The organism is Streptomyces sp. 5-10, assembly GCF_014712245.1.
GTDB lineage: Bacteria > Actinomycetota > Actinomycetes > Streptomycetales > Streptomycetaceae > Streptomyces > Streptomyces violaceusniger.
The window spans coordinates 141,008-155,020 of the sequence record NZ_JACVYG010000005.1; the positions used below are offsets into that span (position 1 = coordinate 141,008).

General features: G+C 72.5%; 14 protein-coding genes. 4 read left to right on the forward strand and 10 right to left on the reverse strand.

Going from position 1 to position 14,013, the window contains the following annotated elements:
- Positions 1 to 23: 23 nt before the first annotated feature.
- The 4 genes from IEJ02_RS08380 to IEJ02_RS08395 all read right to left on the reverse strand — a co-directional run bounded on the left by IEJ02_RS08380 (position 24) and on the right by IEJ02_RS08395 (position 5,121).
- The gene (locus IEJ02_RS08380; protein ID WP_191064154.1) at positions 24 to 752 is read right to left on the reverse strand and encodes a 2OG-Fe(II) oxygenase; all 729 of its coding nucleotides are present in this window, start codon (positions 750 to 752) and stop codon (positions 24 to 26) included.
- A 74-nt stretch (positions 753 to 826) separates the two neighbouring features.
- Positions 827 to 1,333, reverse strand: a complete 507-nt coding sequence (locus IEJ02_RS08385; RefSeq protein ID WP_191064155.1) for a methylated-DNA--[protein]-cysteine S-methyltransferase — start codon at positions 1,331 to 1,333, stop codon at positions 827 to 829.
- Between the two features lie 354 nt (positions 1,334 to 1,687).
- The gene (locus IEJ02_RS08390; protein ID WP_191064156.1) at positions 1,688 to 2,308 is read right to left on the reverse strand and encodes a hypothetical protein; all 621 of its coding nucleotides are present in this window, start codon (positions 2,306 to 2,308) and stop codon (positions 1,688 to 1,690) included.
- 137 nt (positions 2,309 to 2,445) lie between these two features.
- Positions 2,446 to 5,121, reverse strand: a complete 2,676-nt coding sequence (locus IEJ02_RS08395) for a SpoIIE family protein phosphatase (protein ID WP_191064157.1) — start codon at positions 5,119 to 5,121, stop codon at positions 2,446 to 2,448.
- Positions 5,122 to 5,303: 182 nt separating this feature from the next.
- Between IEJ02_RS08395 and IEJ02_RS08400 the strand changes: the two genes are divergently transcribed.
- Positions 5,304 to 6,227 carry a S1 family peptidase gene (locus IEJ02_RS08400; protein ID WP_191064158.1) on the forward strand — a complete coding sequence of 308 codons (924 nt, stop codon included), beginning with the start codon at positions 5,304 to 5,306 and terminating at the stop codon, positions 6,225 to 6,227.
- Between the two features lie 174 nt (positions 6,228 to 6,401).
- Here IEJ02_RS08400 and IEJ02_RS08405 read toward each other — a convergent pair whose 3' ends face one another.
- The gene (locus IEJ02_RS08405) at positions 6,402 to 7,442 is read right to left on the reverse strand and encodes an NAD(P)/FAD-dependent oxidoreductase (protein ID WP_317985765.1); all 1,041 of its coding nucleotides are present in this window, start codon (positions 7,440 to 7,442) and stop codon (positions 6,402 to 6,404) included.
- A 304-nt stretch (positions 7,443 to 7,746) separates the two neighbouring features.
- Here IEJ02_RS08405 and IEJ02_RS08410 point away from each other — a divergent pair, with 304 nt between their 5' ends.
- Positions 7,747 to 8,442 (forward strand): hypothetical protein, encoded by a 696-nt coding sequence (locus IEJ02_RS08410; protein WP_191064160.1) that lies wholly within the window; start codon positions 7,747 to 7,749, stop codon positions 8,440 to 8,442.
- 237 nt (positions 8,443 to 8,679) lie between these two features.
- Positions 8,680 to 9,348, forward strand: a complete 669-nt coding sequence (locus tag IEJ02_RS08415) for a sigma-70 family RNA polymerase sigma factor (RefSeq protein WP_223863573.1) — start codon at positions 8,680 to 8,682, stop codon at positions 9,346 to 9,348.
- A gap of 116 nt (positions 9,349 to 9,464) precedes the next feature.
- Here IEJ02_RS08415 and IEJ02_RS50340 read toward each other — a convergent pair whose 3' ends face one another.
- The 5 genes from IEJ02_RS50340 to IEJ02_RS08435 all read right to left on the reverse strand — a co-directional run bounded on the left by IEJ02_RS50340 (position 9,465) and on the right by IEJ02_RS08435 (position 13,329).
- Positions 9,465 to 9,680 carry a hypothetical protein gene (locus tag IEJ02_RS50340; protein ID WP_317985756.1) on the reverse strand — a complete coding sequence of 72 codons (216 nt, stop codon included), beginning with the start codon at positions 9,678 to 9,680 and terminating at the stop codon, positions 9,465 to 9,467.
- Positions 9,681 to 9,694: 14 nt separating this feature from the next.
- The gene (locus IEJ02_RS50345) at positions 9,695 to 9,973 is read right to left on the reverse strand and encodes a hypothetical protein (RefSeq protein WP_317985757.1); all 279 of its coding nucleotides are present in this window, start codon (positions 9,971 to 9,973) and stop codon (positions 9,695 to 9,697) included.
- A 210-nt stretch (positions 9,974 to 10,183) separates the two neighbouring features.
- Positions 10,184 to 10,867, reverse strand: coding sequence for an HAD-IA family hydrolase (locus tag IEJ02_RS08425; protein WP_223863574.1), 684 nt, complete (start codon positions 10,865 to 10,867; stop codon positions 10,184 to 10,186).
- Between the two features lie 174 nt (positions 10,868 to 11,041).
- The gene (locus IEJ02_RS08430; RefSeq protein WP_191064161.1) at positions 11,042 to 12,166 is read right to left on the reverse strand and encodes a Gfo/Idh/MocA family protein; all 1,125 of its coding nucleotides are present in this window, start codon (positions 12,164 to 12,166) and stop codon (positions 11,042 to 11,044) included.
- Positions 12,163 to 13,329 (reverse strand): DegT/DnrJ/EryC1/StrS family aminotransferase, encoded by a 1,167-nt coding sequence (locus IEJ02_RS08435; RefSeq protein ID WP_191064162.1) that lies wholly within the window; start codon positions 13,327 to 13,329, stop codon positions 12,163 to 12,165. The genes IEJ02_RS08430 and IEJ02_RS08435 overlap by 4 nt, the downstream gene beginning before the upstream one ends.
- 227 nt (positions 13,330 to 13,556) lie before the next feature.
- Between IEJ02_RS08435 and IEJ02_RS08440 the strand changes: the two genes are divergently transcribed.
- Positions 13,557 to 13,991 carry a type II 3-dehydroquinate dehydratase gene (locus IEJ02_RS08440; RefSeq protein WP_137976488.1) on the forward strand — a complete coding sequence of 145 codons (435 nt, stop codon included), beginning with the start codon at positions 13,557 to 13,559 and terminating at the stop codon, positions 13,989 to 13,991.
- Positions 13,992 to 14,013 lie beyond the last annotated feature (22 nt).

Below are 14,013 nucleotides of genomic sequence, written 5' to 3' on the forward strand. Positions count from 1 at the left end.
GGACGAGGACTGGATGAGGGACATCACGTGGCGTCGTGGAAGACCAGCCCCAGCGCGTGGCGCCGCCCCGACCGCACCGTGCTGACCCCATGCCGCATGCCCCCGGCCGACCAGCCGCGCTTGGTGGCCACGGGACGGTCACGGGTGGTGAAGATCAGGCCGTGGCCCTGCTGGAGGACGGTCGTGGTGCCTCGGGACTGGGCCCGGGGCCGCTGCTCGACCAGCAGGAACTCCCCGCCGGTGTAGTCCGTGCCGTAGGCGTCCAGCCCGATCACCACCTGGAGCGGGAACAGCATGTCGCCGAACACATCCCGGTGCAGGGCGTTCCAGTCGCCGGGGCCGTAGCGCAGCAGGATCTGCGCGGAGCGGCCCTGCCCGGCCTCATGGCACATGGCCAGCCACTTCTCGAGGCTGTCCGGCCAGGGCGCCGGGCGGCCGAGCCGCTCCGCCCAGTCACGGGCAATGGTCAGCAGCCGCGGATAGAGCGCGGCGCGCAACTCGGCGACCGGTTCCGGCAGGTCATGCGTGAAGTAGCGGTACTGACCGGAGCCGAAGCGGTGGCGGGCCATGTCGATCGTGCTCCGGAACTGCTCGTCCCGCTCATAGAGCCCGGCGATGCGGGCGCACTGCGCGGGCGTCAGCAGCCGTGGCGTGAGCGCGCACCCGTAGGTGTCCAGCTCCTCGGCCAGCTGTGTCCAGTCGGCCCCGGCCACGCGCTGGTGGAGGCGTGCGGTATCGGTCGTGGTGCTCATCGGTGTGCTCCGGGTTCTCCGGGATCCGGGAAGGGTGCGGTACGGGCCCCGGCCGCGGGTGCGAGGCCCGTGGCTCAGGCCGTCTGGAGTGCGCCTTCGTGGACGAGGAGCCGCTCCTTGCGTTCCAGCCCGCCCGCATAGCCGGTCAGCGCGCCACTGGCGCCGATGACACGGTGGCAGGGTCGGACCACCAGCAGCGGATTGCGGCCGATCGCGGTGCCGACGGAGCGGACCGCCGTACGCGGGGCGCCGATCTGCCGGGCGATGTCGCCGTAGCTGACGGTGGTGCCGTACGGAATGGACTCCAGCGCCTGCCAGACCCTGCGCTGGAAGTCCGTACCGCCTTCGACGCACTCGATGTCGAAGCGGGTGAGCTCGCCGCCGAAGTAGGCGCGCAGCTGGGAGACGATCTCGGTGAACGCCTCGGCGTCCTCGCTCCAGCCGTCCTGGACGACGGCTCCGCCCTTCTGCCCGGGCACGGACAGGGAAACGAGCGCGGTACCCCCCGCCGCGGTGGCGGACCTCTCGCCCACCAGTAGCAGCTCGCCGAGCGGGCTGTCGATCGTCGTGTGGACCGTCATGGCCGTGGTCCCTCTCTTCTTCTCGCCGTTCTGTCTTGCGCTGCTCCCAGCATGCGTCTTTCGGACACGGAAAGCTGGCGGAATTCGGACATGGCGCTTCGGGCGCCCCTTCCGTTGCTCCCGCCCGATGACGCGGGTGGCGGTGGTGAACCACGTGCTCCGCTGCAGGGTGTGGAACCAGGTTCGCTCCCCGTTGACCGAGTCGTAGATGGCCGTTGCCAGCCACAGGACGAGGATGGCCGTCCCGGCGTAGGCGTAGGCACGCATCAGACGGCCGAAGGTGGGCCGCTCATTCCATGAAGCCCACCCGTGGAACAGCCTGCAACGTGGCCCGGTGCGCCCCGTGCCCTCGCGTCAGCGGATGCCGATTCGCCCGTTCGAGAAGTGGCCGAGTGCCTGGTCGATGTCGCTGAGGGGCTCGCGGAGGGCGTAGATGGCGAAGCGCAGCCGCGTTCGGCCCTTCCAGGTGCGGCGCATGCGCGTGCGGGTCTCGGGCTGGTCCAGTCCGCTGACGCCGGGGGTGGTGGCGGATACGCCGGGGGTGAGGTCGACCCGGACCGCGCTGAGGCCCTGGCCCGTGACCCGCATCCGGTCGATCGCGGACCAGGGGAGGACGACGGGCTCGGGGGCGGCGTCGATGGTGCAGCGCAGGCCCTCGGGGGAGAGGCGCATGGCCACGGGGGATACGTCCTTCACCGCCCAGGTCCGCTTCAGGCGCCGTAGGGCGGCGAACCGGCGCCTGGCGTCGTAGAGGAGGAGCGCCGCAGGCCAGGCGAACACCAGGACCCAGAGCTGGGAGGCGCTGGGGCCGAGGGCGATAAGGAGGAGGACCACGGCCGCGACGATGACGGCGGCACCGGCCACGCCGGCCCACGCGGCCACCGGCAGGGTGCGCAGCAGGGAGGCCCGCACACGGGACACCGCCTCGGGGTCGGACGTCACGATGTACTCCTGGCGGCCCTGTCCCTGGTGCATGATCACAGTCTCGATCACCGGGTGGGGAAAGCCAAGCCCCTCCCCGCTGGTTGTCTGCCGGGCTCGCCAACTCATGGCTTGGCTGCGTGGAGTTGGTGCTCGGCGGTCGTTGCCGGGGCGTGCGTGGTCTGCTGCGCTCAGCGGTCGTCCAGGGCCGTCTCGGCCCAGATGACCTTGCCGTGCGGGGTGTAGCGGGTGCCCCAGCGCTGGGCGAACTGGGCGACGAGGAACAGTCCGCGCCCGCCCTCGTCGGTGGTCGCGGCGCGGCGCATATGGGGTGCGGTGCTGCTGCCGTCGGAGACCTCGCAGATCAGGCCGCGGCCCCGCAGCAGCCGTAGGTGTACGGGAGGGGCGCCGTATCGCAGGGCGTTGGTGATCAGTTCGCTGATGACCAGTTCGGCGGTGTACACGGTGTCCGCCAGGCCCCATTCCCGTAGTGTCCGGGCACAGGCGTCGCGTAGCGGGGCGACGGCCGCCAGGTCGAACGGCATATCCCACTCGGACACGTTCTCCGGGGCGAGCAGGCGGGTGCGGGCCACCAGCAGGGCGACATCGTCGCTCGGGCGGGAGGGAAGCACGGTCTGGAACAGGCTCCGGCAGGTCTCGTCCGGGTCGAGGCCCGGCTCGGCCGCGAGGGTGCGGCGCAGCAGGTCCAGGCCGGTGCCGGTGGTCCGGCCGTGGCCTTCGAGGAGACCGTTGGTGTACAGCACCAGGCGGCTTGCGGCGGGCAGCGCGAGGGCGACCGCCTCAAAGGGGCCCCCGCCCAGGCCCAGGGGCGGCGAGACCGGCACCGCGGGGATGTCCACGGTGCCGTCGGGGCGGGTCAGGGCGAGGCCCGGATCGCCGGCCCGGGCCACGGTGCAATGGCCCGACACCGAGTCGTGGATCGCGTACAGGCAGCTGGCGCCCGTGATGCGGATGCCGTGCGCGTCGGCGTCATGCTCCAGATCGAGACGGGCGACCAACTCGTCCATATGGGAGAGGAGCTCATCCGGTGGCACGTCCAGAGCCGAGAAGTTCTGCACCGCGGTGCGCAGCCGGCCCATCGTGGCCGCGGCGTGCAGGCCCTGCCCGGCCACCTTCCCGACGACCAGCGCGACCCGGGCGCCGGGAAGAGGGATCACATCGAACCAGCTTCCGCCCGTCCCGTCCGGCGCGGGCAGATAGTGGGCCGCCACCTCCACGGCGTCCTGATCGGGCAGACCGCTGGGAAGGAGGGTGCGCTGGAGGGCGGTGACCATGGCGTGTTCGCGGGCGTAGCGGCGGGCGTTGTCGACGCACGCGGCGGTGCGCACGGCCAGCTCCCCGGCGATCGCCAGGTCCGCTTCGTCGAACGGCGCACGGTGCCGGGTCCGCCAGAAGGTGGCCAGGCCCAGGGTGACACCGCGGAACCGCAGGGGGACGGTGATCAGCGAGTGGATCCCGTGGTCGAGCAGGCGCCGGGCCTCGCCGGCCGGCCACTCGCCGGTACCGGCCGGATCGGCCCGGAGGAGGACGGCGGCTCCGGTCCGCACGGCCCGGCTCTGCGGTGTGGAGGGGGCGTAGACGACCCGCTCGCCCACATGGAAGAGGGGAGCTTCGGCGGGTGCCCCGCCGACGGCGGTCCGGTGCGGTGCCAGGAGCTCGTACGGCGGCTTGGGCTCCTCGCCGCGCAGTACGGGGTCCAGCAGTTCGACGGCGACGATATCGGCGAACCGGGGGACGGCCACGTCCACCAGCTCCTCGGCGGTGCCCGTCAGGCCCAGGGCGGAGCTGATCCGTACACCGGCGTCGGACAGCAGCTTCAGCCGCTCGCTCGTCTCCACCGCCCGGTCGGAGAGCACCCGCAGCGCGGTGGTGTCCCGCAGCGTCACCACGCTTCCGGCGGGGGCGCCCGCACGGCCCGTGGACCGTACGTTCACCGACAGTAGCCGCTCCCCGCACGGGTGCACCTCGTCCGTGACGCGCCGTCCCGACATCAGCAGCTCGGTCAGGTGGGGCTCGAGGCCGAGCGCGCCGACGTGGCGCCCCTCCGCGTCCGGAGCCAGCCGGAGGAGCTCCCGGGCCTCGTCGTTGACCAGCAGCAGCCGCTTGTCCGCCGTCAGGACCAGCACCCCTTCGCGGACCGAGTGCAACACCGCGTCATGGTGTTCGTACATCCGCGTCATCTGCGCGGCGCCCAGGCCGTGGGTCTGCCGCCGCACCCGCCTGTTCAGCAGCGCCGCCCCGCCCGTGGCCAGGGTCAGCGTCCCGGCGCCGCTGCCGAGCAGCATCGGCAACCGGCGGTCCACCTCGCTGTTCACGCTATGGATCTTGACCCCGACCGACACGCCGCCGAGGAAGGTGCCGTCGGCCCTGGTGACGGGGACCGCCGAGACGACGGACGGGCCCTGGCTGGCCCGGAAGGTCTGCGTGATCGTCTTTCCGTGTAGCTCGTCCCGCACCAGCCCGGCGGGTCCGACGATCCGCTTGCCGATCAAGCGCGTCTCGGGGTGGGTGAGGCGGATGCCACGCGTGTCGAACACGACGACGCTGTCGACGCCGGAGCCCTTCCGTGTCGCCTCCGCCCGCGACTTCAGCTCGGATGTCGGTTTGTCGCCGCTCATGGCCCGGGCCATGCCGGGGGCGTGCGCGAAGGTCTCGGCGACCGCGAGCGACCGCCGACGGGCGTCGACCGTGCTGTGGGCCCGGGCATCCGCGGCGACGGCCGCCACCGCGGCGGCCACCAGAACCAGGATCAGCAGAAGCTGCAGGAGGAACGCCTGCCCGGCGACGCTGCGCAGATGCGGCAGGGGCCCCAGCCACCTGCGGGCCGGACGGGCATGTCTGCTCATAACGGCATTTATAACACTCCCCTCGTCGCATTCGGCGGGGGAGTCCGCGGCATCGTTTGATCGATCAGTGTGCTGATCAAGGGTGGGTCCGCGAGGGCGCGGGGAGGTGGGTTACGCGTCCGCCCGGCCACGGGCACAATGAGGCGGCTGGACCAACTACCGCCCCTTTCCAGGAGGTTCGGGTGAGAACAGCACGCCGCACCAGAAGACGTGGTCGGTTCCGGACGATCGCCGCGGTGTCCGGTCTGTTCGTCACGGCAGCCCTCGCCACGGTCGGCACGAGTGCGGCCGCTTCCTCCGTGCCCACCGCCACGTCCCCTCCCGCGTTATCGTCCACGTCCCCTTCCGTGTCCGCTGCCGCCGCGGCCGTGGAGTCCCTGGATGCCTCGGGCACCGCCTGGACCGTGGACGAGCGCACCGGAACGCTGCGCGTCCTCGTCGGCTCCACGGTTCGGGGCGCCGACCTGGCCAGGATCGACCGCACCGCCGAGCGCTTCGGTGGCGCCGTCACCGTCGAGCGGCTCGACGGCCCGCTGCGGACCCTCCTCTCGGGTGGCGACGGGATCTACTCCTCCACGGGGGTGCGCTGCTCCGCGGGGGTCAATGTGCAGAGCGGCGCCACGTATTACTTCGTCACCGCCGGCCACTGCACCGATGGCAACGCCACCTGGTACACCGGCTCCGGTGCGACCACCCCGGTCGGCCCGACCACCGGCACCAGCTTCCCGGGCAATGACTACGGCGTCGTCCGGTACACCAATACGGCCGTTCCGCACCCCGGGACCGTGGGGACCGTCGACATCACCGGGACCGCCACCGCCCACGTCGGCCAGCAGGTCTGCCGCCGGGGTGGCACGACCGGTGTCCGGTGCGGTGTGGTCACCGCGCTCAACGCGACCATCAACTACGGCGGCGGTGACATCGTCTACGGACTGATCCAGACCAATATCTGCGCCGAGCCGGGCGACAGCGGTGGTCCGCTCTACGCGGGCGACAAGATTATCGGCATTCTCTCGGGCGGCTCCGGGGACTGCACCTCCGGAGGCACCACCTACTACCAGCCGATCCAGGAGGTGCTGAGCGCCTACGGCCTCACCGTCTACTGACGCGGCCCATCGGCTGTGGTGGCTCGGTGATGCGTCACCTGGCCGGGACCGCCCGCCGGCGGTCCCGGCCCCGCTGGGTGTGAGTGGTGCGGGCGCACTGAGGGGCGCCTGCCGCACACCGCCCGCCGTACGCCACGGGCCGCCTGCCGTACGCCGCGGGCCGCCTGCCGCGCGTCACAGGCCGTGGCGGCGGTCACCCAACACCGCTTCGCAGACCCGCGATTCCACCTCCGCGGAGAACGCCGCCTCGTCGCGGGCCCGGGCCGCGGCGACGGCCTGTCGGGTCTCCTCGGCGACCAGATCCGCGTTGATATGGGCGGCCGCGGTCGCTCCCGCCGCCGCGGCGGCACCCACTTGGGCGGACAGATCGGTGACATTGCCCGCGACCCACACCCCGGGCACATCGGTGCGCCCGGTCGCGTCGGACGGGATGTGCTCACCGGCGCCACTCGGATGTTCCACCGGTCGCAGCCCGAGCGCCGCCAGGAAGCCGGTGCGCGCCACCATCCGGGGCGCGACGGCCAGCGCCTCGCGCTCGACCAGGCTGCCGTCGCGCAGGCGCACACCGACGAGACGGTCCTCGGCGATCTCCAGGGACGCCACCTCGGCGTCCATCACGCGGACGCCACGGGCGGCCAGCCGCTCCGCCTCCTCGCCGGTCGGCACCGGCAAGGTGTGGGAGAAGAAGGTGACGTCGTCGCTCCACTGCCGGAAGAGCAGCGCCTGGTGCACCGACAGCGGCCCGCTGCCCAGTACGCCGATGGGCCGGTCGCGGATCTCCCAGCCGTGGCAGTACGGACAGTGCAGCACATCCCGGCCCCACCGGGACCGCAGCCCGGGGACGTCCGGCAACTCGTCGACCAGCCCGGTGGCCAGCAGCAGCCGGAGTGCGCGGACGGTCCGGCCGTCGGTCAGGGTCACCTGGAACCCGGGCTCCTCCCGGGCCACGGCGCCCACCTCGCCGGACACCACCTGACCGCCGTAGCCGCGGACCTCGGCCCGGCCCCGCTCCACCAGCTCGGCCGGGGGGATCCCGTCCCGGGCCAGCAGTCCGTGCACCCCCGAGGCCGGGGCGTTGCGCGGGGCGCCCGCGTCGATCACCGCCACCGAGCGCCGCGCCCGGGCCAGCGTCAGCGCCCCGCTCAGCCCCGCGGCGCCGCCGCCGATCACCACCACGTCGTAGGTGTTCTCCAGCACATCGGTCACCTTGACCACCTCCACGGCCCACCATGCGAGCCTGCTCCGGAGACAGGCAAACCGCCTTGCCGAGATGGCAAATAGCGGTCGGCGGCTCAGTGGACATGGACGACTCCTGGTTCGGGGGCAACGGCGGGGGCGGCCGCATGGCCGACCGCGCCGGTTGAGTCGTCGGCGGAACACGCGGACGCGTTCCGGGCATCTTCTGTGAGCCGGCCCACAGGGGCCAGGCGGAGGCGATTCACGGGCCACGCTTGTCACCCGCGTGATGAACATTGAGCCACCGTCACGCCCGCCGGCCACGGCTGGCACCATGGCTGCCATGTCCGCCCGGCCACCGTTCCGCCTCGCACGAGCCGCCGTGTTCGCGGCGGTGTGCGTCGTGGTGACGGCGCTCGGACACGTGCTGATGTCCGGTGACACCCTGCCGGTGTGGGCCGTGGCCGCCGCGTTCGCCGGGACGACGGCCGCCGCGTGGTGGATCACCGGGCGCGAGCGCGGTGCGTTGGTCGTGACCGGTGCGACGCTGGTCGCGCAACTCGGCCTGCACATGGCGTTCCGGTTCGCGGAGGCGACAGTCGCCCCCGTGGCGGGAAGCGCCACGGGCGACGGGAAGCCCGGCATGCGGGACATGGACGCCGGACCAATGAGCGCCGCCGCCATGGGCCATATGCACCACGGCGCTGACGCGATGTCCGCCGCCACGCCGTCCATGGGCCATCTGCCCTGGCCCTGGGCGGGGCCGGGCGGGCCGGGCATGGCCACGGCCCACCTTCTCGCCGCGCTGATCTGCGGGTTGTGGCTGTGGCGCGGTGAGCGCGCCGCGTTCCGGCTCGGCCGCGCGCTCGCGGCCCTGCTGTTCGTCCCGCTCGTTCTCGCCCTGCGCGTTCTGGGTGCGGGCGCCACTCCGCTGCCCGCGTGGCCGTCCGCCCCGGCCATCGCCCGCCGGTTGCGCGGAGTCCTGCTACGGCACGTCATCCTCCGCAGAGGGCCACCGGCGCGGTTCGCCGCCTGCTGAACCGCCCGTCCTTCCCCTGCCCTGGTGTGGGGTCCCGCCCCGCCGTGGGGTCCTGACCCGACCTGGGGCACCGCCCCGATCCGGGGCGGACGCCGGTGACGGGCGGAGTACCGGCGCCTGCCCGGCGTCGGCCCCATCCGTCGGCACCGCCGGCCCCGCGCCGCCCCGCCGCGCCTCGCGCGTCGGTGGCGCCTGCCGGTATGCCGTTCATCACCGCCTTCCGAAGGACGTTTGACGATGCCTTCCCCCACGCTGTCCGCCACACCGAGGAGAGCCGTGCAATCCGCTGCCGTGCAGCCCGCTGCCGTGCACGGGCACGGCTCGGCCACCGCGGCGAACGACCGCCAGGTCACCGAATGGGCGCTGGCCGCCCGTGACGGCGACCGCGACGCGGTCGACCACTTCATCCGCGCCACCTACCGCGATGTGCGCCGCTTCGTGCTCCATCTCAGCGCCGATCCCCACGGCTGTGAGGACCTTGCCCAGGAAACGTATCTGCGGGCGCTGACCGGGCTGTCGCGTTTCGCGGGCCGCTCGTCGGCCCGCACGTGGCTGCTGTCGATCGCCCGCCGTGTGGTCGTCGACCGCTACCGCATGGCCGCCGCCCGCCCCCGCACGCTGGACGCCGACGACTGGCAGGAGGTGGCCGAACGGGCGCAGCCCGTCGGGCTCCCCGGGTTCGACGAGGGGGTGGCGCTGATGGATCTGCTGGCGGCGCTCGCCCCGGCGCGCCGTGAGATGTTCCTCCTCACCAAGGTGCTGGGCCTGCCGTACGCGGACGCCGCCACCGCCACCGGCTGCCCCATCGGCACCGTACGTTCCCGCGTGGCCCGCGCCCGCGAGGACATCAACGCACTGCTGGCCGCGGCCGAGAAGGCCGCGGAACCGGTGCGGTTGGCGGGCTGAGCCCGCGCGATGGTGCGGGGCGCGGCGGGCGGCAGGTCTCAGCGGCTGCCCGCCGCGCCCTGTACGTCACCGCTCGCCCGGCTGGTGCGTAACGCGAGCCCTACAGGACGCGAGCCCTACAGGACGCGGGCCAGCCGGGCGCACCGGCGGCAGGCGCGGGCCGAGGGAGCGACGACCGCGTGTGATACGGCGGCGAAGGCCCCGGCCAGAGCGAGCAGCGGCCAGTCCGTGGCCAGGAGGGACGCGACGGTGAGCGTGAGCGTGGCGACCCCGATGGCCACGCCCGCCGCGGTACCGGCCCAGGCGATCGCCAGGGGCAGTCGGGGCGGCACGGGCAGTCGACGGGTCAGGTGCCGGTGGCGGCCAGTGCCAGCGCGGCGAGCAGCGACTCCCGGAGCACGTCGTCCGCCGCCCGGGTGGGTGTGCTTCCGCCGCGGATGTGCGCCGCCACCGTCTCCGTGAGGCCGTCGCGTATCTCCTCGATCATCCGCGCCTTGGCGCGCGCCGGACCGTGCAGGGCGGCCGTCAGGTCGGCGATGTACTTCTTCACGGGATCGGCTTCGAGGGGATCGGCCGTGTCGGGACAGGCGTCGACGGGACCGGTCTGCCGACCGTGGGCGCTCATATCGTGGACCGGGGCTCTGCCCCCGGGTGCAGAACGGAGCCGATCGCCATGGTGAACTCCCGCCATGCGGTGTGACGTTCGTCCCCGCGTGACGCCACGCCGGGGCAGTCGTTCCGGAGGGCGGTCGAGTTCCCGGAAGGTACGAGCCGGGGCCCGGGCCCTGTGCGGGGACCCGGACCCCGGGCGGAGGCATCGGTCGGTCGGACGGGCCTATGGAACCGTCAGCGACAGCAGTTCGGACGGCTTGTGCAGGATCACATCGGGCTCCGCCGCGAGCAGGGTCTTCTCGTCGGTCTCGCCCCACATCGCGGCCACGGCGGTGATCCCGGCCCCGCGCGCGCTGGCCAGGTCGGTCACCGCGTCCCCGACCATCACGGTGCGGTCGGGGTCCGCGCCCATGATGTCCATCGCCTTCAGCACGATGTCCGGCGCGGGCTTGGGCCGGGCCACCTCGTCGGAGCCGAGGATCACCTCGAACTGCCCCTGGATGCCGAGGGTGTCGAGCAGCGAACGCGCCCGTGGTCCGCTCTTCCCGGTGGCCACGGCGAGCCGGATGCCGCGGTGGCGCAGCTCCGACAGCAGCTCGGGCACACCGTCGAACATCTCCACCAGGTGGGCGAGCCGGTAGCTCTCGCGGACGAACGGGCCCTCCATCTCCAGCGGCAGACCCATGATCCGCATGATGTCGGGGAAGTAGCGGCCCAGATGGCGGTTGTACTCCTCGAAGGGTGGCTCACCGTCGCCGACGACCTCGGCGTAGGCGAGGGTGAACGCCTCGCGCATCACCGCGAAGCTGTTGACGAGGACACCGTCGAGGTCGAAGACCACCGAGGTGACCGGGGCGATACCCGCGCCGGAGAGCGGGCCGCCGTGACTGATCGGATGGCTGGTCATTGAGCACTCCCGTAGTGCGGGCAGGGCCGGAACGGCGGACCGCCGGTCCGGGTCTCGGACGCGGTCCGGAGAACGCGGTCCGGAGAACGCGGACCGGACATCGCGGTCCGTGGAACGGAAATGACGACGGCGGAGCCGAGGAGGCGGTGAGGCGGCGGCCGGTGCCGGCGCGGTTCACACCGGTGCCGACTCCCGGACCTCCCGGGGGATCCTGGCCGAGGTGTAGACCCGTTCGATGGCGCCGATGGTCCGGCGGACCTCCTCGATCACCCGCCCCCGCCCCGCCGGATCGCGCAGCTGCGCGGGAAGCATGTCGAGCTGCCGGTCGTACTCGGTGCCGATCGGTTCGGTGGGTACGGCCACCGGGCGGGTCGTACCGTCGACGGTGCGGGTGAGGGTGGACTTCTCGAGGCGGTTCGGGCTGAACCCGAAGGTGCAGCGCAAGGTCGCGCTGCCGCCGCTGCCGTCGATCGTGACCCGGGTGGTGTCCAGCGCCTCGTGCGAGGCCCAGCTCGCGTGCAGCACGACCGAACGGCCGTCGTCGGTGATGAGGAATCCGCGCGCGGTGTCCTCGACATCGGTGGCGCCCGGGAGCGCCGGGCCGCCGTCGTCGCCGCGCCACGCGGCCCGCGAGGACCGCTGGGCGATGAAGTCGGCGGACACGGTGCCGATGGCGTGCCGGAACGCGGCGGTGCCCAGCAGCGGAACCGCGATGTCGAACAGATGCCAGCCCAGGTCGACCAGCGCCCCGCCGCCCGCGAGCGACCGCTGGGTGAACCAGCCGCCCCGGTCGGGTACGCCGCGCGCCCGCACCCAGGCGAGTTCGACATGGCGGATGTGGCCCAGCCGGGCGGCGATCCGGTACAGCCCGCGCACATCGGCGCGGTAGCGCGCCGCGCTGCCGGCCAGCAGCACCGCGCCACCGGAGCGCTCCGCGGCGGCCAGCCGCTCGGCCTCCTCCGAGGTCAGGCACACCGGCTTCTCCAGGAACACCGGAATGCCCTTGGTCAGCAGCTCGCCGGCGACCGCGCAGTGCAGATGGTTGGGGACCGCGACGACCGCCAGATCCACCTCGGCGGGGTCCAGGTCGTGGACCGCCGCCAGCAGCGGTAACCGGTCCGCGCCCTCCGGCTCGGCCTCCGCCACGGCCGCGCGGCCGCGCTCGTCGGGATCCACCGCGGCGGTCACGGTGAAGGCGGGGTTGCGGCGGAGCCGGGGCAGCCAGATCGAGCGGGCCGCCCACCCCAGCCCCACCACGGCCGTCCGGATCGGCCTCTCGCCGATGTCCGGGGCGCTCATGCGTTCGCGAGCACGTCGGCGACGACGGCGGCCACTTCGTGCATCTGCTCCTCGCTGCCCAGCAGCACCCGGTGGTGCAGCCATACGCAGTCGCGGGTGAGCGCCTCGGAGTGCGGGCAGCGGCGGGCGAGCTCGTCCACCGTCAGATCCGGCGCCGCGACCTCCCAGAAGGCGTCCGTGCGGTAGATCGCGCGGAAGGCGACGAACGCGGGCACCCCGCGCTCGATGAGCATGTCGACGACCTTGGCGCGGCGCTCCTCGCTGATGCCCGGCACCCGGAACATCGCCATGTAGTGCGGGTTGCGGTCGCCGCGGTCGTCGCGCGACTGCGGTACGACACCGGGGATCTCGGCGAGCAGCCGGTTCAGCACCGGCCAGCGCTGCTCACGCGTGGTGATCTGGCCCTCCAGACGGGCGAGTTGGGCGCGCAGCACCGCGGCGGAGAACTCGTTCAGCCGGAAGTTGGAGCCCGAGGTGCGGTGGAAGTAGCCGCGGTCGGTGCGCGGACGTCCACAGCTGTGCCGGACGAAGCCCTTCTCGTACATCTCGGCGTCGGGGAAGAGCACGGCGCCGCCCTCACCGGCGGTCATCAGCTTGCCGTTCTGGAAGCTGAACGCCGCGACCGAGCCCAGCTCGCCGACCCTCTTGCCGCGCCATCGCGCCCCGTGGGCGTGGGCCGCGTCCTGGATCAGCGGCACCCCCGAGTCGGCGGACAGCTTGTCCAGCGCGTCCATGTCGCACATCTGCCCCGCCATGTGCACCGGCATGATCGCGCGGGTCTTCGGGCCGATGGCCGCCTCGACCGCCGACGGATCGATGCAGTACGTGTCCGGATCCACGTCCACGGGAACGGCCACCGCGCCCAGCCGCTGCGCGGCCTGCGAGGAGGAGATGAAGGTGAACGCGGGAACGATCACCTCGGAGCCGGCGCCGACGCCGAGCACCTCGAGGGCGAGCTCCAGCGCGTGCGTCCCGTTGGTGACCGCCAGGGCGTGCTCGCTGCCATGGGCCGCGGCGAACTCCGCCTCGAAGGCATCGACCTCACCGCCCCCGATGCGCCACCATTGCCCCTGCTCCAGGGCCCGGATCAGGGCCTCGCGCTCCTCGTCGCCGTAACTCGGCCATGCGGGCAGCTCGGATCCCAGTCGCACATCATTGCTCATGATTTCCCTACTCCCTTAATGCGTTATGGAGGCAGGTCCGCGGCGGACGCATTAGCACGCTAACCGGACGGCGGGCGAAACGTCATTCCCCCTCAGCGCCCCCCTATAGCCCCCTTAAAAACGCGGTCGACCAAACTCCCGCACCGAGGCCAAGGGCGCCGTGCTATAAATGGCACTTCCGTGATGAGCCGCTGTAATTCAGCCGACCCCACATGGTGAGGTGCGCAGTGAGCAGGCTGTTGTTGGTGAACGGGCCGAATCTCGGCATCCTGGGGAAGCGCCAGCCCGAGATCTATGGCACGGATACGCTGCAGGACATCGAGCGCTGGGTCGGAGAAGAGGTCGCGGAGCGCGGCTGGAAAGTGGATTCCTACCAGTTCGACGGCGAAGCGGAGATCATCCAAACCATTCAGGGGAACTACGACACGGTCGGCGCCATCATCAATCCGGCCGCCCTCATGATGGCCGGATGGGGCCTTAGGGACGCACTGGCCAACTATCCGCGGCCTTGGATAGAAGTGCATCTGTCGAATGTCTGGGCCCGCGAGCAGTTCCGCCATGAGTCGGTGACCGGACCGCTGGCCACGGGGGTCATCTTCGGGCTCGGCGCCGTGGGCTATCGGCTCGCCGCACGCGCCCTGCTCGAAAAGGTGCCGGACTGAGCGCCCACCCCTCCGTCACCCC